The 24,524-nt window shown below is 72.6% G+C and carries 21 protein-coding genes; 16 read left to right on the top strand and 5 right to left on the bottom strand.

The window, feature by feature from the left end; genetic code table 11:
* Position 1: 1 nt before the first annotated feature.
* From ABB07_RS01415 to ABB07_RS01385, 7 genes are all read left to right on the top strand, one after another.
* Positions 2 to 4,168 (top strand): bifunctional nitrate reductase/sulfite reductase flavoprotein subunit alpha, encoded by a 4,167-nt coding sequence (locus ABB07_RS01415; RefSeq protein ID WP_208896841.1) that lies wholly within the window; start codon positions 2 to 4, stop codon positions 4,166 to 4,168.
* Between the two features lie 154 nt (positions 4,169 to 4,322).
* Complete coding sequence (locus ABB07_RS01410; protein WP_244189164.1) at positions 4,323 to 5,339, top strand: cytochrome c oxidase assembly protein; 1,017 nt, start codon at positions 4,323 to 4,325, stop codon at positions 5,337 to 5,339.
* Positions 5,340 to 5,405: 66 nt separating this feature from the next.
* Positions 5,406 to 6,086, top strand: coding sequence for a flavin reductase family protein (locus tag ABB07_RS01405; RefSeq protein ID WP_208896840.1), 681 nt, complete (start codon positions 5,406 to 5,408; stop codon positions 6,084 to 6,086).
* Positions 6,087 to 6,152: 66 nt separating this feature from the next.
* Positions 6,153 to 7,436: an FAD-dependent oxidoreductase gene (locus ABB07_RS01400; protein WP_208896839.1), complete on the top strand. Its 1,284-nt coding sequence runs from the start codon at positions 6,153 to 6,155 to the stop codon at positions 7,434 to 7,436.
* A gap of 90 nt (positions 7,437 to 7,526) precedes the next feature.
* Positions 7,527 to 7,868 (top strand): YciI family protein, encoded by a 342-nt coding sequence (locus ABB07_RS01395; protein WP_208896838.1) that lies wholly within the window; start codon positions 7,527 to 7,529, stop codon positions 7,866 to 7,868.
* Entirely contained in the window at positions 7,855 to 9,090 is a 1,236-nt protein-coding gene (locus ABB07_RS01390) for an RNA polymerase sigma factor (protein WP_244189163.1), read from the top strand. Before ABB07_RS01395 ends, ABB07_RS01390 begins: the two co-directional genes overlap by 14 nt.
* A gap of 105 nt (positions 9,091 to 9,195) precedes the next feature.
* Complete coding sequence (locus tag ABB07_RS01385; RefSeq protein ID WP_208896837.1) at positions 9,196 to 9,492, top strand: GYD domain-containing protein; 297 nt, start codon at positions 9,196 to 9,198, stop codon at positions 9,490 to 9,492.
* Positions 9,493 to 9,539: 47 nt separating this feature from the next.
* Here ABB07_RS01385 and ABB07_RS01380 read toward each other — a convergent pair whose 3' ends face one another.
* The 3 genes from ABB07_RS01380 to ABB07_RS01370 all read right to left on the bottom strand — a co-directional run bounded on the left by ABB07_RS01380 (position 9,540) and on the right by ABB07_RS01370 (position 10,778).
* Complete coding sequence (locus ABB07_RS01380; protein ID WP_208896836.1) at positions 9,540 to 9,860, bottom strand: GYD domain-containing protein; 321 nt, start codon at positions 9,858 to 9,860, stop codon at positions 9,540 to 9,542.
* A gap of 129 nt (positions 9,861 to 9,989) precedes the next feature.
* Complete coding sequence (locus ABB07_RS01375; protein ID WP_425264671.1) at positions 9,990 to 10,169, bottom strand: hypothetical protein; 180 nt, start codon at positions 10,167 to 10,169, stop codon at positions 9,990 to 9,992.
* 87 nt (positions 10,170 to 10,256) lie between these two features.
* The gene (locus tag ABB07_RS01370; protein ID WP_208896835.1) at positions 10,257 to 10,778 is read right to left on the bottom strand and encodes a GNAT family N-acetyltransferase; all 522 of its coding nucleotides are present in this window, start codon (positions 10,776 to 10,778) and stop codon (positions 10,257 to 10,259) included.
* Between ABB07_RS01370 and ABB07_RS01365 the strand changes: the two genes are divergently transcribed.
* From ABB07_RS01365 to ABB07_RS01355, 3 genes are all read left to right on the top strand, one after another.
* A complete protein-coding gene (locus ABB07_RS01365; RefSeq protein ID WP_208896834.1) occupies positions 10,777 to 11,367 on the top strand; it encodes a helix-turn-helix domain-containing protein in 591 nt (196 codons plus the stop codon). The genes ABB07_RS01370 and ABB07_RS01365 overlap by 2 nt on opposite strands.
* A gap of 301 nt (positions 11,368 to 11,668) precedes the next feature.
* Complete coding sequence (locus ABB07_RS01360; protein ID WP_208896833.1) at positions 11,669 to 11,962, top strand: hypothetical protein; 294 nt, start codon at positions 11,669 to 11,671, stop codon at positions 11,960 to 11,962.
* Positions 11,963 to 12,023: 61 nt separating this feature from the next.
* A complete protein-coding gene (locus ABB07_RS01355; RefSeq protein ID WP_208896832.1) occupies positions 12,024 to 14,180 on the top strand; it encodes a SpoIIE family protein phosphatase in 2,157 nt (718 codons plus the stop codon).
* 61 nt (positions 14,181 to 14,241) lie between these two features.
* Here ABB07_RS01355 and ABB07_RS01350 read toward each other — a convergent pair whose 3' ends face one another.
* Positions 14,242 to 15,270 carry a LacI family DNA-binding transcriptional regulator gene (locus tag ABB07_RS01350; RefSeq protein WP_208896831.1) on the bottom strand — a complete coding sequence of 343 codons (1,029 nt, stop codon included), beginning with the start codon at positions 15,268 to 15,270 and terminating at the stop codon, positions 14,242 to 14,244.
* 246 nt (positions 15,271 to 15,516) lie between these two features.
* Here ABB07_RS01350 and ABB07_RS01345 point away from each other — a divergent pair, with 246 nt between their 5' ends.
* On the top strand, positions 15,517 to 17,436 hold the full coding sequence (locus ABB07_RS01345; RefSeq protein ID WP_208896830.1) for a glycoside hydrolase family 127 protein: 1,920 nt from the start codon (positions 15,517 to 15,519) through the stop codon (positions 17,434 to 17,436).
* Positions 17,418 to 17,648 (top strand): hypothetical protein, encoded by a 231-nt coding sequence (locus ABB07_RS01340; RefSeq protein ID WP_208903832.1) that lies wholly within the window; start codon positions 17,418 to 17,420, stop codon positions 17,646 to 17,648. Before ABB07_RS01345 ends, ABB07_RS01340 begins: the two co-directional genes overlap by 19 nt.
* Before the next feature lie 207 nt (positions 17,649 to 17,855).
* Here ABB07_RS01340 and ABB07_RS01335 read toward each other — a convergent pair whose 3' ends face one another.
* On the bottom strand, positions 17,856 to 18,440 hold the full coding sequence (locus ABB07_RS01335) for a helix-turn-helix domain-containing protein (RefSeq protein WP_208896829.1): 585 nt from the start codon (positions 18,438 to 18,440) through the stop codon (positions 17,856 to 17,858).
* A 120-nt stretch (positions 18,441 to 18,560) separates the two neighbouring features.
* Here ABB07_RS01335 and ABB07_RS01330 point away from each other — a divergent pair, with 120 nt between their 5' ends.
* The 4 genes from ABB07_RS01330 to putP all read left to right on the top strand — a co-directional run bounded on the left by ABB07_RS01330 (position 18,561) and on the right by putP (position 24,516).
* A complete protein-coding gene (locus tag ABB07_RS01330; protein ID WP_208896828.1) occupies positions 18,561 to 19,397 on the top strand; it encodes an EamA family transporter in 837 nt (278 codons plus the stop codon).
* A gap of 28 nt (positions 19,398 to 19,425) precedes the next feature.
* Positions 19,426 to 20,073, top strand: coding sequence for an FMN-binding negative transcriptional regulator (locus ABB07_RS01325; protein WP_208896827.1), 648 nt, complete (start codon positions 19,426 to 19,428; stop codon positions 20,071 to 20,073).
* A gap of 40 nt (positions 20,074 to 20,113) precedes the next feature.
* On the top strand, positions 20,114 to 20,821 hold the full coding sequence (locus ABB07_RS01320; RefSeq protein ID WP_208896826.1) for a B3/B4 domain-containing protein: 708 nt from the start codon (positions 20,114 to 20,116) through the stop codon (positions 20,819 to 20,821).
* A gap of 113 nt (positions 20,822 to 20,934) precedes the next feature.
* A complete protein-coding gene (gene putP, locus ABB07_RS01315; protein ID WP_208896825.1) occupies positions 20,935 to 24,516 on the top strand; it encodes a sodium/proline symporter PutP in 3,582 nt (1,193 codons plus the stop codon).
* The last annotated feature ends 8 nt before the right edge of the window (positions 24,517 to 24,524 follow it).

Here is a 24,524-nt window from a genome sequence, read left to right as displayed (position 1 = left end):
CGTGGCCGCGCCGGGCTCGCAGAGCGAGGGCACGACGAAGGTGCGCACGGTCTGCTCGTACTGCGGCGTCGGCTGCGGCATGGTCCTCGACATCGGCAGGGGGCCGGACGGGCGGCGTACGGTCCTGAAGGCGACGGGCGACAAGGAGCACCCGGCGAACTTCGGCCGGCTGTGCACCAAGGGCGCGACCACCGCCGACATGCTCGCCGCACCGGGCCGGCTGACCACCGCCCTCGTCCGCCGGGACCGCGGCGAGGAGCCACGGCCCGCGCCCCTGGCGGACGCCGTCGCCGAGACCGCCCGCCGGCTGCGCGCGATCATCGACGAGCACGGCCCCGACGCGGTCGCCCTCTACGTCTCCGGACAGATGAGCCTGGAGGCGCAGTACCTGGCGAACAAGCTGGCCAAGGGCTTCCTGCGCACCAACCAGATCGAGTCCAACTCCCGGCTGTGCATGGCGAGCGCCGGCACCGGTTACAAGCTGTCGCTGGGAGCGGACGGTCCGCCCGGCTCGTACCAGGACTTCGACAAGGCCGACGTCTTCTTCGTCATCGGCTCCAACATGGCCGACTGCCACCCGATCCTCTTCCTGCGGATGATGGAGCGGGTGAAGTCGGCGGGCGCCAAACTCATCGTCGTGGACCCCCGGCGCACCGCCACCGCGGACAAGGCCGACCTCTTCCTGCAGATCCGGCCCGGCACCGACCTCGCCCTGCTCAACGGGCTGCTGCACCTGCTGCACGCCGACGGCCACACCGATCCCCGCTTCATCGCCGCGCACACCGAGGGCTGGGAGGCGATGCCCGCCTTCCTCGCCGACTACCCGCCCGCCACCGTCGCCGAGATCACCGGCGTCCCGGAGGACGACATCCGCCGGGCCGCAGGGCTGATCGGCGAGGCGGGGGAGTGGACCAGTTGCTGGACGATGGGCCTGAACCAGTCCACGCACGGCACCTGGAACACCAACGCCCTGGTCAACCTGCACCTCGCCACCGGCGCGATCTGCCGCCCGGGCTCCGGCCCCTTCTCCCTGACCGGCCAGCCCAACGCCATGGGCGGCCGGGAGATGGGCTACATGGGCCCCGGCCTCCCCGGGCAGCGCTCCGTCCTCGTCGACGCCGACCGGGCCTTCGTGGAGGAGCTGTGGGAGCTTCAGCCGGGGACCCTGCGGGCCGACGGGGTCGGCAGGGGCACGGTCGAGATGTTCCGGAGGATGGCCGACGGGCAGATCAAGGCGTGCTGGGTCATCTGCACCAACCCGGTCGCTTCCGTCGCCAACCGCAAGACGGTCATCGAGGGCCTGGAGGCCGCCGAGTTCGTCGTCACCCAGGACGTGTTCGCCGAGACGGAGACGAACGCGTACGCCGATGTCGTCCTGCCCGGCGCGCTGTGGACCGAGACCGAGGGCGTCCTGGTCAACAGCGAGCGCAACCTCACCCTGGCCCGGCCGGCCGCCGACCCGCCCGGCGAGGCGACGGCGGACTGGCGGATCATCGCCGCCGTGGCCCGCGAGATGGGTTACGAGAAGGGGTTCGCGTACGACAGCGCCGAGGAGGTCTTCGAGGAGATCAAGCGCGCCTGGAACCCGGCGACCGGCTGGGACCTGCGTGGAGTGAGCTACGAGCGGCTGCGTGAGACGCCCGTGCAGTGGCCGGCGGCGAGCACGGACGGCCCCGACCGCAACCCGATCCGGTACGTCGGCGACGACGGAACGGCCGGCGCGCCCACCTTCCCGACCGCGAGCGGCCGCGCGGTCTTCCACGCCCGTCCGCACATCCCGCCGTCGGAGATGCCCGACGACGACTACCCGTACGTCCTCAACACCGGCCGCCTGCAGCACCAGTGGCACACCCTGACCAAGACGGCCAAGGTGGCCAAGCTGAACAGGCTGAACCCCGGACCCTTCGTGGAGATCCATCCGCAGGACGCGGCCGAACTGGGCCTCGCCGAGGGGGACTCGGTGGAGGTCGCCTCGCGGCGCGGGCGGGCCGTGCTGCCCGCGGTCGTCACCGACCGGGTGCGGCCGGGCTGCTGTTTCGCCCCGTTCCACTGGAACGACCTGTTCGGCGAGTACCTCAGCGTCAACGCGGTGACCCATGACGCGGTCGACCCGCTGTCGTTCCAGCCCGGGTTCAAGATGTGCGCGGTCTCACTGACCAAGGCGGCCACCCCGGTGACGGTGCGGGCCCCGGCCCTGACCGGCACCCTGGCCACGACCTCGACCGAGGTCGCACCGCCGTCCACTGTGCTGTCCGCCGCGCCGTCCACCGTGTCCGCTCCCGCCGTGTTCGGGCTGGAACCCGCGCCGCCGCCGGTCCTGGCCGAGCACGAGCGCCGCTATCTGACCGGCTTCCTCGCCGGCATCCCGTCCGGCTTCCCGGGCGTGCCGGTGCTGCCGCCGGACGCCCCGTTCACCGCCGAGCACGCCCTGTGGGTGAACGGCGTACTGGCCGGGATGTACTCCAGGACCGAGGCGCCACCCGCCACCGCGCACGGCCCGGGTGGCAGCGTGCCGCCGGCCGCCGGCTCCGTCCGCCGTCAGGTCGTGGTCCTGTGGGCGTCGCAGACCGGGAACGCGGAGGACTTCGCGAGCGCGGCGGCGGAGCGGCTCACCGCGGACGGCCATCCCGCCTCCCTCCTGCCCATGGCGGAGGCGGACCCCGCCGCACTGCCGTCCGACGCCGACCTGCTGCTCATCACCTCCACCTTCGGCGACGGCGACGCCCCGGACAACGGCACCGGGTTCTGGGACGCCCTCGCGGCTGCCGACGCCCCGCGCCTGAAGGGCAGGCGCTACGCGGTCCTCGCCTTCGGCGACTCCTCCTACGACGACTTCTGCGGGCACGGCCGCCGCCTCGACCGGCGCATGGCAGAACTCGACGCGATACGGCTGGCCCCGCGCACCGACTGCGAACCGGACTACGAGACGGCGGCCGGAGCCTGGCTCGACCAGGTGCTCACCGCGTTGCGGACCACCGACGGGCCCGCGCCCGCCCCGGCCGCCACCTCCCTCTCCGCAGCCCCCGCGGCCGTCCGCCCGAGCCGCCGTGCCGCCCCCGTCACCGCCCGCCTCACCGGGAACCGGCTGCTCAGCCTGCCGGGCGCGGGCAAGGAAGTCCGCCGCTTCACCTTCGACACCCGCGAAAGCGACACCCCGCTGGTCTACGAGGCCGGGGACGCCCTGGCCGTCCACCCCGTCAACCAGCCGGACCTCGTCACGGAGTGGCTCGCCGTGACCGGCCTGGACGCGGATGCCGCCGTGCGGATCAAGAACGTCGGAGAGGTGCCGTTCGCCGAGGCCCTGCTGCGCCACCTGGACATCACCCGCATCACCCCCGACCTGCTGCGCTTCGCCGCCGACCGCACCCGTGACCCACGTGAGCTGCGCAAGCTCCTGCGGCCGGACAACAAGGGCGAGCTGGCACGGTGGTCCTGGGGACGCCAGGCCGTCGACGTGGTCGCCGAGTCCGGGATCCGGGCCGGGGCACAGGAGTGGGCCGACCTGCTGGGGCGCCTGCAACCCCGCATGTACTCCATATCCTCCAGCCCCCTCACCGACCCCCACCTGGTGTCGCTGACCGTCTCCGTGGTGCGGTACGAGAACCTGGACGGCCGGCCCCGCCAGGGTGTCTGCTCGCCCTTCCTCGCCGACGCCGAGCCCGGAACCCCGGTGCCGGTCCGCGTCCAGCGGGCACCGCACTTCCGTCCGCCCGCGGACCCCGCCACACCGGCGGTGATGGTGGGCCCCGGCACGGGCATCGCGCCGTTCATCGGCTTCCTTCAGGACCGCCGGGCCCGTGGCCACCGCGCCCCGAACTGGCTGTTCTTCGGCGAACAGCACCGCGCGACGGACTTCTACTACGAGGAGGAGCTGACCGCGTTCCTGGCCGGGGGCACCCTCACCCGGCTGGACACCGCCTTCTCCCGCGACCAGCGCGCCAAGGTCTACGTCCAGGACCGGATGCGCGAGCACGGTCCGCTGCTGTGGTCCTGGCTCCGCGACGGCGCCCACTTCTACGTGTGCGGCGACGCCTCCCGCATGGCCAAGGACGTCGACCAGGCCCTCCGCGAGATCGCGGTCGTCCACGGCGGCCTGGACGAGGCGGAGGCGGCGGCGTACGTCAAGCAGCTGGCGACCGAGAAGCGGTACGTACGGGACGTGTACTGAGCCGGCCCGTACGAGCGTCGGTCATGCCTGATCCCCGCATTTCACCCGGTCGTGCCGTACCCCGATGCCCGCCGTCGCTCCGTGGGGGACTAGCGTCGTCCCGTCATGGATCCGAGCCGGTTCTTCCCTGTCGGGCCGAAGGAGGACGATCTGCATGGATGGTCACGCGATGACCGGACTGTCGGCGGGCCAGCTCCCCGAGCTGACCACGGGACGTCTGCTGTCCACGTGGCACCTGGACGTCCCCGCGCTGCTGCTGGTCATCGCCCTGGGCGTCCTGTACGGCTGGGGCGTCGCGCGGCTGCGCGGGCGCGGCGAGCCCTGGCCGCCCGCCCGTGCCGTCGCGTTCGCGCTGCTCGGCCTGGGCGCTCTGGTGGTGGCCACGATGTCCGCCCTGGCCGTCTACGACCATGTGCTGTTCTGGCCGGCCGCCGTGCAGAACATCCTGCTCGACCTCGTCGCACCCCTGGGCCTCGCCCTCGGTGACCCGCTGCGGCTCGCCGTCGAGGCCCTGCCGGAGGGCGCCGCGGGACGAGTGCGCCGGGCCATGACCGGCCGCCTGGTACGGGTGCTGACGTTTCCGCTGGTCAGCACGGCCCTGGTACTCGGCACCGAGCTGACGGTGTATTTCACGCCGTACTTCGAGACCGCCCTGCGCGTGGGCTGGCTGCACGAGCTGATGTATCTGCACCTGCTCGCGGCCGGCAGTCTGTTCGTCGTACCGGTGCTGACCCATGAGGAGGCGCTGCCCGCCTGGTGCACCCACCCGGTGCGAGCGGCGCTGGTGTTCCTGGACGGGATCGTCGACGCCGTCCCGGGGGTCGTGGTGATGACGCACAGCACGCTGATCGCGGGCGCCTGGTACCTGCACCACGCGCCGGCCTGGTCCCCGGACGTCCAGCACGACCAGCAGATCGGCGGCGGCGCCATGCTCAGCATCGCCGAGCTGGTCGCGCTGCCGTTCCTGCTGGCGCTGCTGTTCCAGTGGGCGCGGGCGGAGCGGGTGCAGACCGCGGCCCTCGACCGCCGCCTCGACGCGGAACTCGCCCCCGTCGCGGCGCCTTCCCCCGACCGGGCTCAGGCAGCCGCTCCCGAACGCGTTCGCCCCTGGTGGGAGACCGAACAGAACGAGGTGGCCGCCAGGATCAGGAGCCAGCACCGGGAGAAGTGAGCCTTCCATGATCGCGGGTGCACGGTTCGGCTCCCGCCGAACGGTCGGGCTTCTACCGTCGGCCGCATGGAGAACGCACCGCACCGGGCCGGGCACGACGGCGGCCACCTGACCATCACACCGAGCATCCTCTACTTCGGCACCCCCGTCGTGCTGCTGACCACCGAGAACGCCGACGGCACCGTCAACCTGGCGCCGATCTCGTCGGCCTGGGCCCTGGGGCAGGTGGTGGTGCTGGGGCTCGGCAGACAGGGCCAGACCGGTGCGAACCTGGCGGCCCGGCCGGAACTGGTCATCAGCCTGCCCGAACCAGGGCAGTGGGCGGCCGTCGAGCACCTGGGCGAGCTCACCGGCCGGCCCGCGGCGGCCGGGCACGGACCGCGCCGCGCCCGTTACGAGCCGGACAAGTTCACGGCATCCGGCTTCCGGGCCCAGGCCTCGCACACGGTCCGCCCGCCGCGGGTGGCCGAATGCCCGATCCAGCTGGAGGCGCGGGCCGCCCGGGTGGGCACCGACACCGCCGGGGACTTCCTGATCGTCGAGGCCCGGGTGCTGAAGGTCCACGCCGACCCGCGCCTGGTGGTCCCCGGAACCCAGCACATCGAGCCCGCCGCCTGGAGTCCGCTGATCTACAACTTCCGGCACTACTTCGGCCTCGGCCCCGAACTCGGCCACAGCGGCATCTCCGAAACGCCCGGCAGGAAGCCGGAAGCCGCCGACGGGAGTAGAATATTCATCGACCGGTGAATTCTCTGACCGGATGAACCGGATGAAGCCGGATGAACGAATGGTCTCGTGAAGGGCAGGACCGCCATGGAACAGACCACGTGCTGCATCGTGGGAGGCGGCCCCGCGGGCATGGTGCTCGCCCTGCTGCTGGCCCGCTCCGGTGTCCCGGTGACCGTCCTGGAGAAGCACGGCGACTTCCTGCGCGACTTCCGCGGCGACACCGTCCACCCCTCCACCCTGGCGCTGCTGGACGACCTCGGCCTGGCCGAGCGCTTCGCCGAGCTGCCGCAACGCCGGGTGCGCACCGTGCAACTGCCGGTCGGGACCGACGGCGCGGCGGTCACGGTCGGGGACCTCTCGGTCCTGCCGGGCCCCTACAACTACGTGGCCATGGTCCCCCAGTGGGACCTGCTCGACCTGCTCGCCGACGAGGCCCGGCGTGAGCCGTCCTTCGAGCTGCGCATGAACACGGAGGCGACCGGCTTCCTGATCGAGTCCGGACGGGTCAACGGGGTCCGCTACCGCACCACGGACGGCCGCACCGGCGAACTGCGCGCCCTGCTCACCGTCGCCTGCGACGGCCGCGGATCACTGGCCCGCACCCGCCCGGAGCTGCGCCTGCGCCGCTTCCCCTGCCCGATGGACGCCTGGTGGTTCCGGCTGCCGCGCCGGGACAGCGACCCGCAGGGGCTCTACGGCAGCGCCGGTGACCGCTTCCTGACCGCGATGATCGACCGCGGCGACTACTGGCAGTGCGCCGGCCTCATCCCCAAGGGCACCGACACCCAGCGCCGCGCCGCCGGCCTCGACCGCTTCCTGGCCGACTTCACGGCGGCCGTCCCCTGGATCGCCGACCGCGCGCACGCCCTGCGCTCGTGGGACGAGGTCAAGCTCCTCGACGTACGCCTGGACCGGCTGCGCCGCTGGCACCGGCCCGGCCTGCTGTGCATCGGCGACGCCGCGCACGCGATGTCCCCGGTCTTCGGCATCGGCATCAACCTCGCCGTCCAGGACGCCGTGGCCGCCGCCCGCCACCTCACCGAGCCACTGCGCCGGGGCAGGGTCGAGCCGCGTGACGTACGCCGGCTGCAGCGCCGCCGCCGTCCCACCACCGTCGCCACCCAGACCCTCCAGCGGATGGCCCACGCCCGCATCATCGCGCCGATCCTGGAAGGCCGGCCGCCCCTCGGACGCGAGCAGCGGGCCCGGCGTGTGGCACGGCTGCTCGCCGAGAGGCGGTGGATGCGCCGGCTGCCCGCCTACTTCATCGGCTACGGCGCGCTCAGGGAACGGCCGCCCGACTCAGCCGTCCGCCGGACCCGGACGGGCACTGCAGCCGGGGTGTCCCCTGGAAATCACCGGAACTGAAATCGCCCGGACGTCCCTGTCCTTTCGGCGTCGGCTCGTTCGTCGTGAAGGTAGACACGCCGGACAGGCAGGACCACCGAGGAGGCCACCATGAAGTACGTACTGCTGCTGACCCGCGGCGCCTGGCAGGAGGAGGGCTCCGACCAGGAGCGGGCGGAGGTCTTCGGCGGGATCATGGAGTGGTTCACGAAGTACCGCGCCGACGGGACGATCGTCGAGGCGAACCAGCTGAGCGAACCCGGCACCGCCACCACGGTCGTGGTCGAGCAGGGCCGCTCCACCCTGATCGACCGCCCGCTGCTGGAGGCCAAGGAGGCGATCGGCGGGTACGCGATCGTCGAGGTGCCCGACCTGGACGCCGCCTTGAAACTGGCGGCGAGCTTCCCGGTGCCCGACGGCAAGGTGGAGGTGCGACCGATTGTCGAGCGCTGACCCGGCAGGCGCCCGGGACACCCGGTCGCTGATCGAGCGGGTCTTCCGCGAGGAGGCGGGCCGGCTGACCGCCAGCCTGGTCCGCCTCCTGGGCGACTTCGACCTGGCCGAGGAGATGGTCGGCGAGGCCGTCGTCGAGGCGCTGCGGCGCTGGCCGGACACCGGACCGCCCCGGCGGCCCGGAGCCTGGCTGCTGACCTGCGCGCGCAACAAGGCCCTCGACCGCATCCGCCGCGAGGCCCGCTTCCAGGACCGGCTCCCGCACCTCGCGGCCCGCATCGAGGCCCTGCCGGAGACCGCCGAGCGCGAGCCCGACGACCGCCTCCGGCTGATCTTCACCTGCTGCCACCCGGCGCTGGACCCGGACGCACAGGTCGCGCTGACGCTGCGCGCCGTCGTGGGCCTGACCACCGCCGAGATCGCGCGGGCGTTCATGGTGCCCGAGGCCACCCTCGCCAAGCGGGTGACCCGGGCCAAACAGAAGATCGCCGCCGCCGGCATCCCCTACCGCGCGCCCGAGCCCGAGGAGCGTGCCGCACGACTGCCCCAGGTCATGCGCGTGGTCTACCTGGTGTTCAACGAGGGCTGCTTCACCACCGGGGGAGACCTGGGAGTACGGCGGGAACTGGTCGACGACGCCGAATGGCTCGCCGCCCTCCTCGCCGGCGCGCTGCCCCAGGAGCCGGAACCCCTCGCCCTGCTCGCCCTCATCCGCCTGCACGCGGCCCGCTGGCCCAGCCGCCTGGACCCCGGGGGGCGGCTGGTTCCGCTCGCCGAACAGGACCGTACGCGATGGGACACCCGGCGCATCCGCAGCGCCACCGCCCTGATCGAGCGGGCGGCCAGGTTCGGCATGCCGGGCCCGTACCAGATCGAGGCCGCCATCGCCGCCGTACACTGCGAGGCGCCAGGCTGGAAGGAGACCGACTGGCCTCAACTCCTCCGGCTGTACGACATGTTGCTGGCCGTCGACCCGTCACCGGTGGTACGCCTGAACCGCGCGGTCGTGCTCAGCCACACCGACGGCCCGGCCACCGCGCTGGCCGAGGTCGAGGCTCTGTCCGGTCCATTGGGTCGCTACCACTTGTTCCACGCCACCCGCGCCGCGCTCCTGCGCGACCTCGGCCGCGACACGGAGGCCACCGAGGCCGACCGCCAGGCCCTCCGCCTCACCACCAACCCCGCCGAACGCTCGCTGCTCACCGCCCGCCTGGAGCCGTAGGCACCACGCGGGCCGTTGCTCGTTCGGGTGCGTGTCCCGTGCGGGATCCGGCCCGGGTGACCAGGCTTGACCTCGCGATGTGTCTCCTCGGGAAGGTGGAAGAACATGCCGGCGTACGTCGCCCTGCTCAGCTGGACTGATCAAGGTGTCCGAAACTTCAAGGACACCGCGAAGCGAGCCGAGACCTTCGAGTCGGCGGTGCAGAAGCTTGGGGGAAAGCTCCTGAGTCTCTACTGGACCGTCGGTTCCTACGACCTCGTGGCCATTGTCGAGGCGCCCGACGACGAAACGGCCGCTGCAGCACTTCTGCAGCTCGGTGGAGTGGGCAACGTCCGTTCCACGACCCTGCGGGCTTTCGGCCGAGAGGAGATGGAGCGCATCGTCGCCAAGGCGGCCGGCTGATGGCGTGCCGGCACGGGTCTGACAGGCCCCCGCCAGTCCGTGTCGGCTTACGCGCCGGGAGGGCGGAAGGAGACCTGCCGGCGGGCGGCCTCGTCGATCTCGTCGACGGTGAGGAGGGGAGTGGCCCGGGTGTGGAGTGCGCCGCTGGCCTTGACGCTGAGGCTGACGGCGGCCATGGAGACCGGGTCGGGGAAGTCGAGGATGCACACGAGGTCGTCCTCTCCGAAGGCGAAGTACATGGCCTCGACCGTCCCGCCCAGCCCGGCGACGACGTGGTCGACGGCGGCCCGGCGGCCACTCGCGCCTTCCTCGAGCAAGCCCTTCGTCCCCTCGGGCGTGTAGGTGGCCTGGATGAGGAACTTCGGCATAGGGACGCTCCTGCCCGTGACGTGTCCGGTACGCAGAACGGCCTTCCCGCTGTCACCGCGGCCGCCGATCAACGAAGGTCGGATTCACCCGTAAGGCAGATGCGCGTGCCGCGGCAGGACGGGCAGAGTTCACGACCTGCCGTCGACCTCCCGCACCAGCTCCATGGCCCTGCCCAACGTGTCGAGCCGGGCTCGGAGCGTCTGCCCGGCCGGGTACGGGCGCACGGTGTCCACCCCGGCGGCGCGCCACACCCGGAGCCGGTCGCGCACCATGGCTTCGGTGCCGATCAGCGTCGTGACGAGGACCAACTCGTCCTCCCCAGCGCCGCCGCGCCGTCCTGGTCTCGCTGATCCTGTCGCCGAACGCGCGTCCGGCCGGTTCAGCGTCCGGCCGGTTCAGCTGAGGGCCAGGCGCATGAGTGTCAGGTCGAGCCATCGGCCGAACTTGGTGCCCACCTCCGGGATGGTGCCGGCAACCCGGAATCCGAACCGTTCGTGCAGCCGGATCGACGCGGTGTTCCCGGCCTCGATGCCGGCGATCATGATGTGGTGGCCGGCGGCCCGTGCCGAGTCGATGAGGGCCGTCAGCAGCACGGAGCCGATGCCGAGCCCGTGCCGGTCCTCGCGGACGTAGACGGAGTCCTCGACCGTGTGGCGGTATCCGTCCAGTTCGCGCCAGGGGCCGTAGACGGCGAACCCGGCCACCTCGCCCCCCGTCTCGGCCACGAACGCGGATCCCCGCTCCAGGTGGACCGCGAGCCAGGCGACGCTCTCGGCAGCGGACTGCGGGGTCCGTGTCCACAGCGCCGTGGAGTGCTCGATCGCGTGGTTGCGGATCGCTCGGACGGCGTCCACGTCACCGGGACGTGCCCGGCGGACGGTGACGGTCGCGGAGTCTCTTTCGTATATTGGATTCATGTCCAACATAGTAGATCCGCTGGTGGGGCGGATCGCCGCCCGCGTCCGGACCGAGCGGGAACGGCGCCGGTGGACCCTGGCCCAGCTCGCGGACGTCTCCGGTGTGTCGCAGGCCATGATCAGCCGCATCGAGCGGGGCGAGAGCAGCCCCACCGCCGTCGTGCTCGGCAAGCTGTCGGCCGCCTTCCAGCTCAGCATCGCCTCGCTGCTCGCCCTGGCCGAAGGGACGCCGGACGACTCGCCGGGCGTGGCCGGTGTGCGCCGTCGGACCGACACGGCCGAATGGCGGGATCCCGGCACCGGTTACCGGCGCCGCCAGATCACCGGCCCGCACTTTCCGGCCGAGGTCGCCGAGATCCGCCTGCCCGCCGGGGCCGAGGTGCCGTATCCGGCCGCCGCCTTCGCCTTCGTACGGCAGGTCGTCTGGGTCCTGGACGGGCACCTGACCTTCCACGACGGCGGCACGGTCCACGAACTCGGCCCCGGCGACACCATCGAACTCGGCGAGCCCACCGAGCGCGTCTTCGCCAACACCACCGACACGGAATGCCGCTACGCGGTGATCCTCACCCGCGGCACGCAGCCATGACCTGTGCCGTTCCCTGGACCGGCACACCGCTCCTCGCCGGCCCGCCGCCGAACGCGGTCACCGCGCCGCTCCGATGACCTGTCTCCGCTGCCGCGCCGGTTTCCAGAACCGCGCCGCGCGGTGGCCGTCGGGGCCTGTGGTACGTCGCCTTCGACATCATCCGGGTCGGCCTCGCGCTCGCCCTGGCCCAGCCGCCGTACTCCCTCGTCCCGACCGGCATCGGCCGTTACGAGCCGGTGGGACTCCTCGGCTTCGCCGCACTCCCGCTCACCGGACGGCTCACCGACCGGTACAGGCCGCCATGGTGATCGCCGCCGCCATGGCGGTCGCGGCAGCCGGAACCGCGCTGCCGGCCACCGGCCTGGGCACCCCGTCGGCCACCGCCCTCGGACTCGCCCTCTTCGACGCCGGCTGTTTCGCGACCCGGGCCGCCGACCTCAGCGGCATCATCGCCCTCGACCCGCAGCGGTCCGGCAGCCTCACCAGCGTCTGCCTCGTGCTGTACGCCACGGCTGGCGCCCTCGGCACCGCCCCCTCGACCGCGGGGCCGGTGACGGCGTGCCGATCGTCGCACGGGGGCGTAGCGTCCCCATAGGAGTGGGCGGCTGCAGCCGGCGGGCCGACCCGCGCTGCCCGGTCCGAGGCCCCTCCGTGCGATGTTGCGGGAGGCGCGGCTGCCAGGCTGGAGGCGCCAGGTGACCAGTGCGGATGCCGGGGCGGCGGACGCGGAGGCACTGGATGCCGCGTTCGCCGACGCCGTACGCCGGACGGGCGCGGCCATCGGCGGCCTGTACCTTCTCACGCCCGATGAGGAGCAGCTCTTCCTGGACGTGCTGTACGGGGCACCCGCCGAGTTCGCGGCGCCGTGGGTGAGGGTTCCGGTGGTGTCTCCGGCGCCGGTGGCCGACGCGGTGCGTGAGGACCGCATGGTGTGGGTGGCCACCCAGGAGGAGATGGCCCGCCGCTATCCGCGCACCGCCCTGGCGTTGCCCTACCCGCTCGCGCTCGCCGCCGCACCGGTCAGCGGTGTCCGCCGGTGGGGAGCCCTGCTGCTGATGTGGCCGGCCACCCGCCCGCCGTACATGACCGAGCGGGAGCGCGGGCACGTCATGTCCAGTTGCGGACGCCTGGCCAGGCTGATCGAGGAGGCCGTCGCGCACGGACGGTTCCCGGCTCCTCGTGATGTCCCGCGCACCCTCCCCGCGGAGACGGGCCGCCAGGCCGCGGGTCCGCCGCCGGCCGCCGCCGACTTCATCGAGCGCCTGCCGGGCGGCAGTTGCGCGCTGGACCTGGAGGGGCACTTCACCTACCTGAGCGCGGGCGCCTGCGTGCTGCTGGGCCGCGACGCCGGCGAACTGCTGGGCACGCTGCCGTGGCAGTCCCTGCGCTGGCTGGACGACCCGACGTACGAGGACCGCTACCGCGCCGCGGTCATCAGCCGGGAGCCCGTCGTCTTCACGGCATGCCGCCCACCGGACCGCTGGCTGGACTTCCATCTGTATCCGGACGCCAGCGGCATCAGCGTCCGCATCGTGCCCAGCGGCACGCAGCCCCCGCCCGCCCCGACGCACCCCCACTCGACGGACACCGCCGCACCGGCCCGCGCGGGCCGGCTCTACCAGTTGATCCACCTGGCCGCCGGGCTGACCGAGGTCGTCGGCGTCCAGGACGTCATCAACCTGGTCGCCGACCAGATCATGACCGCCTTCGGCGCGCAGGGACTCGTCCTGTCCACCGCCGACGCCGGGCGGCTGCGGATCACCGGCTACCGCGGCTACGACGCCTCCCCCATGGCACGCCTCGACGGCCTGCCTCTGGACACCACCTTCACCCCGGCCGGTCAGGTCCTCAGCAGCGGCATCCCCGCCTTCTTCTCCCACCACGAGGAGATGCGGCGCATCTACCCCGAGGCCTCGCTGATCAGCGGCAAAGAAGCCTGGGCCTTCCTGCCGCTGATCGTCTCGGGCAGGCCCGTCGGCTGCTGCATCCTGTCCTACGACCGGCCCCATGAGTTCACGGCCGAGGAACGCGCCGTTCTGACCTCGCTCGCCGGTCTCGTCGGCCAGGCCCTGGACCGCGCCCGCCTCTACGACACCAAACACGACCTCGCCCACAGCCTCCAGCAGGCGCTGCTCCCGCCGGCCCTTCCCGCCGTCCCCGGCCTGCGGACCGCCGCCCGCTACCTGCCCGCCACCCGGGGCATGGACATCGGCGGAGACTTCTACGACCTGATCAGGCTCGGTGACACCGCCGTAGCGGCCGTCATCGGTGACGTCCAGGGCCACGACGCCGCCGCGGCCGCTCTCATGGGGCAGGTCCGCACCGCCGTCCACGCCCACTCGGCGCTCGGCGCCCCGGACCGGGTGCTGTCCGCGACCAACCGGCTCCTCACCGATCTCGGCGCCGACCTGTTCACCAGCTGCCTGTACGCCCACCTGGACTTCGCCGCCGGCAGCCTGACGCTGGCCAGCGCCGGCCACCCGCCCCCGATCGTGCGCCTGCCCGACGGCGGCACGCGGACCCTGGACATGCCTCCCGGGCCCCTCCTCGGCATCGACGCGGACGCGGTCTTCCCCATGACCGAGGTCCCCCTCGCCCCCGGGCTCATGCTCGCCTGCTACACCGACGGCCTCGTCGAATCACCGGGAGTCGACCTCGGCGAGTCCATCGCCGCCCTCACCCGCCAACTCGCCCAGGCGGACGGCCTCGACCTGGACGCGCTGATCGACACCCTGGTCGGGGCGACGGACAGCCACCGGCAGCGCACCGACGACATCGCCCTGCTGGTCCTGCACTTCCTCGGGCACCCGTGACGTCCGCTCGGCGTGTCGGTGCCGAGGGCGCCGGGCGCGGCCGTGCATCAGCGGAGATGTGTCAGGTCGACTCCCGCACCACCAGCCGGCACGGCACCGTGTGCACCCCGGGCGTCGCGTCCGCGTCGATCGCCTCCAGCAGGCGCAGCGCCGCGATCCGCCCGATCTCGGCGAGGTTCATGTCGATCGTGGTGAGCGGAGGACGGCTCGCCAGCGCCATGGTGTCCCAGTTGTCGTAGCCCACGACGGCGATGTCACCGGGGACGTCCACCCCGCGTTCCCGCAGGGTGTCGGCCACACCCCGGGCGATCTGGTCGTTGCCGCAGAAGAACGCGTCCGTGTCCGGGGCCGTACGCAGCACCGCGTCGGCGGCACGGCGGCCCCACGCCTCGCTCCACTCGCCGAAGTGGACCCGGCCCGTCGACAGGCCGAGCGGCGCGGCCTGAAGATGTGCCACCGCGTGGCGGGCCCGGTCGCGGGCGGCGGCGTGGTGCTCCGGGCCGGTGACATGGGCGATGCGGGTACGGCCGGTGGCCAGGAGGTGTTCCATCGCCAGCCGGGCGCCGCCCTGGTCGTCGGAGACAACGGAGGTGTCCGCGGGGTCGGTGGAGGGGGAGAGCGCGTAGACCACCGGGATCGACTCCAGCCCGGTCACGCCGGTCAGGGGTGCACGCGCGTCGGTGCGGCGGCCGGTGACGATGATGCCGTCCACCCGGCGGTCCAGCAGGGTGCGCAGATGGTGCTGTTCGCGGATCGCGTCGCCCCGGGTGTCGCACATGAGCACGGAGATCTTCCCGGCGCCGAGCGCGTCCTCGGCGCCGAGCAGCACGGGTGTGCTGAACCGGCCGATGCCGTCGGTCGTCACCAGGCCGACCGTCCAGCTGCGGCCGGTGTGCAGGCTCTGTGCCTGCTGGTTGGGACGGAAGCCGAGGGCCGCCACCGCGTCCAGCACCCGCTGCCGGGTCTCGGGACGCATCCGCCCCCCGCCGCTCAGCGCCTTGGACGCCGTGCCCACACTGACGCCCGCCAGCGCGGCGACATCGGTGAGCCGGGCGCGGCCGGTGAGCGGGGAGCCGGGAGCAGAGGTCACGCGCAAACCTTTTCCTGAATGATGTCTTCAGTCGACATCCTGACAGCCGACGGCGCGCCGTGCCAGCCTGTGGGCGAGAGGTGGAAGTGGCGGAACTGACCCGAAGACACAAGGAAAAGGTCGCGCCGCGCCTCTTGACCGCGGCGTGCCGACGCCCCCTACTCTCACGGTGAGAAAACGGTTGCTCAAACCTGCGATCCGGATCTTCGGACGCCGCCGCCGTACGCCACCCGTCCCCGGAGAGCCATGCCCAGCTCACACTCCGCCCTGCCGTCCGCGGGCCCCGTCCGTCTCGGACCGGACGCCCGTGCCGCGCTGCGCCCCGCCGTCGCCGGCGTCGACGCGGGCTTCTGGCACACCCGCCGTGAGGTCAGCGCCCGCACCTCCCTTCCGCAGGGACCCGAGCTGCTGGAGTCCGCGGGGAACCTGCACAACCTGCGGCTCGCGGCCGGCACCACCGAGGGTGGGTTCCGCGGGGCGTACCCGTTCGTCGACACCGACGTCTACAAGTGGCTGGAGGCCGCCTCCTGGCAGCTCGCCCACGGCCGGGAAGAGGCGCTCGCGGCGCACGTCGACCGGATCACCGGCCTCGTCGCCGCGGCCCAGCAGCCCGACGGCTATCTCAACTCCTGGTTCCAGCTCCGGGAGAACGGCAAGCGCTACGAGGACCTGCGCTGGGGGCACGAGCTGTACTGCGCGGGGCATCTCATCCAGGCCGCCGTCGCCCACCACCGGGCCACCGGCGGCACCGAACTCCTCGACGTGGCGGTGAAGTTCGCCGACCACATCGACTCCGTCTTCGGCCCGCCCGGCAGCGGCAAGCCCATCGACGGCATCGACGGCCACCCCGAGATCGAGACCGCCCTGGTCGAGCTGTACCGGGAGACCGGTGAGCGCCGGTACCTGGATCTCGCCGGCTACTTCGTCGACCGGCACGGGCACGGCCTGCTCGGTGGCGAGGCCTACTGCCAGGACCGCGTGCCGCTGCGCGAGGCGGCCACCGTCGAGGGCCACGCCGTACGCCAGCTCTATCTGCTCGCGGCCGCCGCCGACCTGGCCACCGAGACCGGGGACACCGAACTGGGCGCCGCCGCCGAGCGGTTGTGGCACGCGATGACCACCACCAAGACGCACCTCACCGGCGGACTCGGCGCCCACCACGACCGGGAGGACTTCGGCGACCCGTACGAGCTGCCCAACGAGCGTGCCTACTGCGAGACCTGCGCCGCGGTAGCCTCCGTCCAGTGGAGCTGGCGCATGGCCCTGCTCACCGGCGAGACCCGCTACTCCGACCTCGTCGAACGCACCCTCTACAACGGCTTCCTGGCCGGCGTGTCGCTGGACGGGGAGCGCTGGCTGTACGTGAACCCGCTCCAGGTCCGCGACGGCCACACCGAACCCGGGGGCGACCAGTCGGCCCGCCGCACCCGCTGGTTCCGCTGCGCCTGCTGCCCGCCCAACGCCATGCGCCTGCTGGCGAGCCTGGAGCACTACCTCGCCACGAGCGACGAGGGCGGCCTGCAGATCCACCAGTACGTCAGCGGCCGGTACGCCGGCGGACCGTACGCCGTCCGGGCCGAGACCGGCTATCCGTGGCACGGCTCGATCGCCCTGACCGTCGGGGAGAGTCCGGCCGACCGCCCCTGGACGCTCTCCCTGCGCATCCCGCGGTGGTGCACGGAGTTCCGCATCCGGTGCGGGGAGCGGACGTACGACCAGGGAGACGCCCCGGTCACCGACGGCTGGCTGCGGCTGACGCACACCTGGGAGCCCGGCGACCGGGTCCTCCTGGAACTCGGCCTCGAACCCCGGCTCACCGCGGCGGACCCCCGGGTGGACGCCGTACGCGGCTGTCTGGCGATCGAGCGGGGCCCGCTCGTGTACTGCGTGGAGCAGGCCGACCACCCCGGCGGCGGACTGGACGGCATCGTGCTCGACCCCAGCCGTCCGCTCGCCGTGAAACACCGCCCGGATCTGCTCGGCGGTGTCACCACGGTCGTGGCCGCCGGCCGGCGCCGGAACATCCCCGACGCGGGCTGGTGGCCCTACACCGCCGCCCCCGCCGCCGAGCAGGGCGGCGAGCCCGTCGACCTCATCGCCATCCCGTACTACGCCTGGGCCAACCGCGAGGACGGCAGCATGCGCGTGTGGCTGCCCACCTGCTGAACGGCCGGGGCAACAAGGCCCTGCCGGCCGCCCAGCAGGGCAACGCGCCGGACGTGATGCTCGTCGACAACCCGGTGGTCTCCACGCTGGTGGAGGCGGGCATCCTACGGCCTGGCCGACGCGAGCACCCCCGCCGACAGCCTTGTCTCCCCGCTCAGGCCGAACACCTTCGTGCTGATGGCTCCTGGCGGATCCGCATGCCGGACTGGTAGCCGAACTTCCCCTATGAATGGGCTAGTTGGGCTGACTGGCTGGAGAAGAGCCTCGGCATCAGGCGCCGACCGATCGCACGGCCGACGGCGGCACGGCCCTGATCCGGGGCGACAACGGCACCGCCGACCACCAGCGGAGGCCGGCCCCGCGCTGAGGCCGTTCCGTCAAGGACGGGTACGACCCTGGATGCCGGCCGGAGGCGTACTTCACCGGGTCGTGGCGGGACCGGGCGGCAGATGGACCGTCATGATCAGGTGGCAGGTCTCGGTACCCGCGCCGCGGTAGGTGTGCGCGGTGTCGCCGTCGAACGTGGCGGTCTGGCCGGCCGCGACGGTGTGTTCCGCGCCGTCGACGATCAGGGTCATGCGGCCCGAGGTGACGCTGACGGTCTCCACGACGCCGGCCTGGTGGGGGTGGCTGGGATACTCCTCGCCCGGTTCCAGCCGCCAGCGCCAGACCTCGACCGGGGCGGGGCCGGAGGTCGTCAGCATCAGGCGCGCCTCGCCGCCGCGTTCCCCGGTCCACAAGGGGGCGACGTCGTCGCCGGACACGACACGGACGCGGCCCTCGGGCGGCCCCTGCATCAGCGCGGACACCGAGATACCGAGGGTGTCGGCCAGCCGGACCAGGGTGGCCAGGTTGGGGTTGCCCTGGGCCTTCTCCAGGCCCACGAGGGCACCCTTGCTGACCTGGGCGCGCCGGCTGAGCTCGTCCAGGGACAGCCCGGCGCGGATGCGGGCCGCCCGGACGTTGTGCGCGACCGACCGCAGGGCGGCGGCTGTCTCGGCCACCTGATCACCGTCCTTAGCTGTGCCTTGAGTAATGGAATGTACTGCACGGTCGTTTGATTGACACATCGCGGTCGGTCCGTTGTACCGTGTGGTCGTTCCGCTAACCGCAAGGGATGTGTTGTGATCGCTCTGCTGCTGGCCCTGGGCAGCTCACTCGCGTACGGATGCGCCGACTTCCTCGGCGGCCTCGGCGCCCGCAAGGCCCATGTGCTGCGGACCGTGCTGGTCGCCGCGCCGGCCAGTCTCGCGGTCGAGCTGCTGCTGTGGCCGGTGCTCGGTGCCTCGTTCGGTTCCGGTGCCCTCGGCTGGGGTGCCGCGTCCGGGGTCGCCTCGGCCGCCGCGTTCGCCCTGCTCTACCGCAGCCTGGCGCTCGGCCCGATGAACGTGCTCTCGCCGGTCACCGCGCTGGTGTCCGCCGCGCTGCCCGTCGCCGTCGGCCTGCTGCAGGGTGAGCGGCTGGGCGCCGCCGGACTCGTGGGGCTGCCGCTCGCACTGCTCGCTGTGGTGCTGGTCAGCGCCGGACACGGCGCGGGTGCGGCCCGCCCCTCCCGTACCGCGCTGCTGCTGGCCTTCGGCGCGGGCGCCGCCATCGCCCTCCAGCTGGTCTTCCTGCACCAGGCGCCCTCGGACAGCGGGGTGGCCCCGCTGATCACCGGCCGGGCCGTCTCCTCGGCGGTCACGCTGGCCGCGGCCGGGTTGCTGCGCCGACGGCTGGGCCCCGAGCGGCCCGCGTACGCACTGTCGGCGACCGCCGGCGTGCTGGACTCGGTGGCGAACCTGCTGTTCCTGCTCGCCGCCCGCAGCGGAGACCTGACCGTCGTCGCCGTGATCACCGCCCTCTACCCGGCCGGCACGGTCCTGCTCGCACGCGGTGTGCTCGCCGAGCGCATCCACCGCGGCCAGCTCGTCGGCCTGGGCACCGCCGCCGTCGCCGTCAGCCTCCTGGCCCTGACCTGAGCGGGCCCGCACCACCGAGGAGAAGAGCATGCTGGTTCACCCCTGGGACGCCGGCCTGGACGAAGCCGAATGGCAGACCTGGATCGCCGACGGCCACGACTTCGGACAGCTCAGCGTCAACGGCCTGCCCGGCCACCCGCCCGTGGTGGTCCCCACCCACTTCACCCGCGACGGCGACCGCCTCCTGGTGCACCTCGCCAGACCCAACCCGGTCTGGAGGGCGATCGAGCACGACCCGAACGTCACCTTCACCGTCATCGGCGACTACGCCTTCATCCCCGGGCCCTGGCGCGCCAAGCCCGGCAGCCCGCCCACGGACGGCGTGCCCACCAGCTACTACGCGGCCGTCCGGTTCACCTGCCGCGCCGAGATCGTCGACGACCCCGAGGCCAAGGCGGAGCTGCTGCGCCGCCAACTCGCCCGGTTCCAGCCCGACGGCGACCACGCCCCCGTCGCCGCGGACCAGCCGCCGTACGGCCGGATGCTGTCCGCCATTCGCGGCCTGCGCCTGGAAGTCACCGACGTACAGGCCAAGTTCAAGTACGACGACCACAAACCGGTCGAGCACCGCGCCGCCGTCGCCGACCGCCTCACCGAGCGCGGGCAGGGCCTGGACGTGCCCACCGCACACCGGCAGCTGCGCCGACTCGATCGCATCGGCCCCTGGAAGCCCTGAACCGCCCCGTCCGCACACAGGAAACGGAAAACCTCCGCCCATGCCCGCCTTCCACATCGCCCCCGCCGTGGCCGAGGCCTTCCCCGGCACCCTCATCGCCCTGGTCACCGCCACCGGCGTACGCGGCCGCGAGCCCTGGCCGCACACCGCCACCGCCCTGGAGGAACTGGAACAGCGGCTCGCCGACGGCGCCTGGCAGCCCGCCGACGAGACGGACCCGCGCATCGACGCCTGGCACACCGCCTACCGCTCCTTCGGCACCAACCCCCGCCGCATCCGCCCCAGCGTCGACGCGCTCGGCCGCCGCATGGCGAAGAAGGGGAGCCTGCCGCGCATCAACACCGCCGTCGACTCCTACAACGCCGTCTCCGTACGGCACGCTCTGCCCGCCGGCGCCTTCGACCTGGACCGGGTCACCGGCGACGTCGACATCCGCCACGCGGACGGCACGGAGTCCTTCACCCCGCTCGGCGAACCCGGCACCGTCGAGAACCCCAAGCCCGGCGAGGTCATCTACGCGGACACCACCGGCGTCCTCACCCGCCACTGGAACCACCGCGACGCCCATCGCACCCGTGTCACCGAGGACTCCACGCACGTCGCCTTTGTCCTCGAAACCCTGCACCCGGACCGGGACGGCGACCTCCTCGGGCTCGCCGCCGAGGAACTGCAGAGCCTGCTCGCCCCGCACGCCGACCGGACCGCCATACACCACCTCACCCCGGCCCGACCCCGGGTCATGGTCTAGCGGCGCTGTCGGCTCAGAGCGGGTGAAATCTGTACATTTGTGTAAGAGGGGCTCGGGCTGTCCGGAGCGCGGTGCTCGCGACCGCGCTCAGAAACCTCGCAGGCGAGGGCAACATGTTCGACGTGAGTGCGCCGATCGTGGCCACCTTCCTCGTGTATGTGGCCGTCATGATCGGAACAGGAGTCTGGGCCTACACCCGCACTCGCACCTTCGCCGACTTCGCCCTGGGGGGCCGCAGGCTCAGCGCGTTCGTCGCCGCCCTGTCCGCGGGAGCCAGCGACATGTCCGGCTGGCTGTTCCTCGCGTTCCCCGGAGCGGTGTACGCGGCCGGCGTCGGCGCCGGCTGGATCGCGGCGGGCCTGGTGATCGGTACGTACCTCAACTGGCTGTTCGTCGCGCCCAGGCTGCGCACCTACACCGAGCGCGCCCACAACGCCGTGAGCCTGTCGGCCTATCTGGAGGAGCGGTTCGAGGACCGCACGCGGATGCTGCGGATGGTCTCGGCGGCGGTCACCCTCGTGTTCTTCACGGTCTACGTCGCCAGCGGGCTCGTGGCCGGCGGACTTCTGTTCGGACACATCTTCGGTGTCGGGTTCGGGCTCGGAGTGGCCCTGACCGCCCTGGTCATCGTCGTCTACTCGTGCCTCGGCGGCTTCCTCGCGGTGAGCCTGACCCACGTGCTGCAGGCCACGCTGATGTTCCTCGCCCTGCTCGTGCTCCCTGCCGTCGCCATCGGTGCGCTCGGCGGCTTCGGAACGCTGCGCGACACCCTCAACAGGAAGACACCGAGCCTGCTGGACATGGGCGCCAGGGTCGACCTCACCGGCGGACGGTGGACGGCGGGCGGATCGCTCGGGGCCGTCGCGATCGTCTCGCTGCTCGCCTGGGGACTCGGCTACTTCGGCCAGCCGCACATCCTGGCCCGCTTCATGGGCATCCGCAGCACCGGCGCCATCCCCACCGCCCGCCGCATCGAGACCGGCTGGGTGATCATCGTGCTCGCCGGAGCCATGCTCGTCGGCCTGGTGGGCATCGCGCAGACCGGCGCGCCGCTGCACGACCCGCAGACGGTCTACATCAGCCTGAGCCGGTCCCTGCTCAACCCCTGGGGCGCCGGGGTGATGCTGATCGCCGTACTGGCCGCGATCATCTCGACCGCGGACAGCCAGCTCCTCGTGTCGTCCGTCGCCCTCACCGAGGACTTCTACCGGGCGTTCCTGCACCGGCGCGCCTCGGACAGGACCCTGATCTGGGCCGGCCGCGCCGCCGTCATCGCCGTGACCCTGGTGGCCTTCGCGATCGCCCTGAGGGGCGGCGGGCTTCTGGGCATCGTCGCCTACGCCTGGGCGGGCTTCGGAGCCGCCTTCGGGCCGGTCGTCCTGCTCTCCCTGTACTGGCCGCGCATGACCTGGGCGGGGGCCATGGCCGGGATCGTGTCGGGCGCGGCGACGGTGCTGCTGTGGAAGAGGATCAATCCGCTGCTCGGGCCCTTCCAGTCGGGCATCTACGAAATGGTCCCCGGCGTCCTGATCGCCACGGCCGCCGCGCTGGTCTTCGGCAGATTCGTCGGCCGTCCGCCCAAACGTGCCTTCTGGCGGATGCCGGGCGGCGGGGTGAGCCAGCTGATGCTGACCCCGTTTCTCAGCCACGCACCGGTCGGCATCGCCGTCCTCGACACGGATCTGCGGTACGTGTGGGTGAACGAGCCGCTGGACCGCCAGATCCCCCTCGAACGGCGGCTGGGGCGGCGGATGGCGGAAGTCCTGCCGGAGCAGGAGGCCGCGGCCTTCGAGGAGAAGATGCGCGGGGTGCTGCGGACCGGCACACCGGTGATGGACTTCGAGTACCGCGGCGCCGGCCACCGGGACCCCGACGCCGGCCGGGCCGTCTCCGCGTCGTTCTTCGCCATGAAGGACCGCCACGGCCGGAACGTGGGTGTCTGGTACATGGTCATCGACGTCACCGAACGCTGGCGGGCACAGCAGCGCCTGGCCCTGCTCAACGACGCCGCCACCCGCATCGGCAGCACCCTGGACGTGACGCGGACCGCGCAGGAACTGGCCGACGACGCCGTACCGGCGGTCGCCGACTTCGTCGCCGTCGACCTGCTGGACTCGGTCATGAGGGGCGAGGAACCGGCACCCGGGCCGGTCGGCATGTCGCCCGTCATCCGGCGCGCGGCGCAGCAGTCGGTGCGTGCGGGCTGCCCCGAGGCGGCGCTGGCCGTGGGGGAGACGGTGCGGCGTGCGCCCGCGTCGCCCGTGACCCGCTGCCTGCTGGAGAGCAGGACCCTCGTGGAACGGATCCTGGACCGCACCAACAGCCCCTGGGTGACCGAGGACGAGACGCTGGGCGCCTCCCTACTCGACTACGACTTCCGTTCGGTGATGGTGATTCCGGTGCGGGCACGCGGCGTCACCCTGGGCGCGGCGACGTTCGCCCGGTCCCGGCGGCTCGGCCCGTTCGAGGAGGACGACGTACGTCTCGCCGAGGAACTCGTCTCCCGCGCGGCGGTGTGCATCGACAACGCCCGCCGCTTCACCCGCGAGCGCACCGCCGCCCGGTCCATGCAGCGTTACCTGCTGCCGCAGGACCCGACCGGAGGGTCCGCCCTGGAAGTGGCCTCCTGGTACCTCCCGACGGATGCACCGAGTGGAGTGGGCGGTGACTGGTTCGACGTGATCCCGCTCTCCGGGGCCCGGGTCGCCCTGGTCGTCGGGGACGTGGCCGGGCACGGCATCCACGCGGCGGCGACCATGGGGCGGCTGCGCACCGCCGTACGCACGCTCGCCAACCTCGACCTGCCTCCGGACGAACTCCTGGCCCACCTGGACGACCTGGTCATCGGCCTCATGGCGTCCTCCGACAGCGATGCCCCACCGGCCGGGGAGGGCGCGGCCGCGGGCACCGCGTTCATGGGCGCCACCTGCCTGTACGCCGTCTACGACCCGGTCAGCGGGCGGTGCACGCTGGCCCGGGCTGGTCACCTCCCGCCGATGATCATCGGCCCCCACGGCGGCGCCGACATCGTGGACCTGCCCGCCGGACCCCCGCTCGGCCTCGGCTACCTCCCCTTCGAGTCCGCCGAACTGGAGCTGCCCGAGGGCAGCCTCATCGCGCTCTACACCGACGGCCTCATCGAGTCCGTCGACCAGGACATCGACGCCGGGCTCTCCCGCCTGGGAGCGGTCCTGGCCGGGCCCTGGCCGACACTGGAGGAGACCGGCCGCAGGGTGATCGAGGACCTGACCGCCAAGCCACCGGCCGACGACGCGGCTCTGATCCTGGCCCGGACCCGGGTGCTGGCGCGGGACCGGGTCGTCACCTGGAACCTGCCCAGCGACCCGGCCGCCGTCGCGCACGCCCGCTCGCTCGCCACCCAGCAGCTTCAGGAGTGGGGCATCCCCGATCTGACCTTCACCACGGAGCTCATCGTCAGCGAACTGGTCACCAACGCCATCCGCCACGCGACCGGCCCGGTCTGCCTCCGCCTGATCCGCGACCGTGCCCTGATCTGCGAGGTCTCCGACGCCAGCAGCACCTCACCGCGCCTGCGCCACGCCCGGACCACCGACGAGGGAGGGCGGGGCCTGCTGATCGTGGCCCAGCTCGCCCGCCGCTGGGGCACCCGCTACACGGCGACAGGCAAGATCATCTGGACGGAACAGGCCGTACCGGGCGATCCGGACACCTAGTGCCCCGG

It is taken from the genome of Streptomyces incarnatus, from assembly GCF_001027185.1.
Lineage (GTDB): Bacteria > Actinomycetota > Actinomycetes > Streptomycetales > Streptomycetaceae > Streptomyces > Streptomyces puniciscabiei.
The sequence above is the reverse complement of the archived record's forward strand: the minus strand, read 5'-3'. Positions and strand labels throughout refer to the sequence as shown.

Excerpts from the sequence above, each read along its gene's own strand:
- ABB07_RS01410 (WP_244189164.1), top strand. The coding sequence starts at position 4,323 with ATGGATGGTCACGCGATGACCGGACTGTCGGCGGGCCAGCTCCCCGAG.
- ABB07_RS01405 (WP_208896840.1), top strand. The coding sequence starts at position 5,406 with ATGGAGAACGCACCGCACCGGGCCGGGCACGACGGCGGCCACCTGACC.
- ABB07_RS01400 (WP_208896839.1), top strand. The coding sequence starts at position 6,153 with ATGGAACAGACCACGTGCTGCATCGTGGGAGGCGGCCCCGCGGGCATG.
- ABB07_RS01395 (WP_208896838.1), top strand. The coding sequence starts at position 7,527 with ATGAAGTACGTACTGCTGCTGACCCGCGGCGCCTGGCAGGAGGAGGGC.
- ABB07_RS01385 (WP_208896837.1), top strand. The coding sequence starts at position 9,196 with ATGCCGGCGTACGTCGCCCTGCTCAGCTGGACTGATCAAGGTGTCCGA.
- ABB07_RS01380 (WP_208896836.1), bottom strand. The coding sequence starts at position 9,860 with ATGCCGAAGTTCCTCATCCAGGCCACCTACACGCCCGAGGGGACGAAG.
- ABB07_RS01365 (WP_208896834.1), top strand. The coding sequence starts at position 10,777 with ATGTCCAACATAGTAGATCCGCTGGTGGGGCGGATCGCCGCCCGCGTC.
- ABB07_RS01370 (WP_208896835.1), bottom strand. The coding sequence starts at position 10,778 with ATGAATCCAATATACGAAAGAGACTCCGCGACCGTCACCGTCCGCCGG.
- ABB07_RS01360 (WP_208896833.1), top strand. The coding sequence starts at position 11,669 with ATGGTGATCGCCGCCGCCATGGCGGTCGCGGCAGCCGGAACCGCGCTG.
- ABB07_RS01355 (WP_208896832.1), top strand. The coding sequence starts at position 12,024 with ATGTTGCGGGAGGCGCGGCTGCCAGGCTGGAGGCGCCAGGTGACCAGT.
- ABB07_RS01345 (WP_208896830.1), top strand. The coding sequence starts at position 15,517 with ATGCCCAGCTCACACTCCGCCCTGCCGTCCGCGGGCCCCGTCCGTCTC.
- ABB07_RS01325 (WP_208896827.1), top strand. The coding sequence starts at position 19,426 with ATGCTGGTTCACCCCTGGGACGCCGGCCTGGACGAAGCCGAATGGCAG.
- ABB07_RS01320 (WP_208896826.1), top strand. The coding sequence starts at position 20,114 with ATGCCCGCCTTCCACATCGCCCCCGCCGTGGCCGAGGCCTTCCCCGGC.
- putP (WP_208896825.1), top strand. The coding sequence starts at position 20,935 with ATGTTCGACGTGAGTGCGCCGATCGTGGCCACCTTCCTCGTGTATGTG.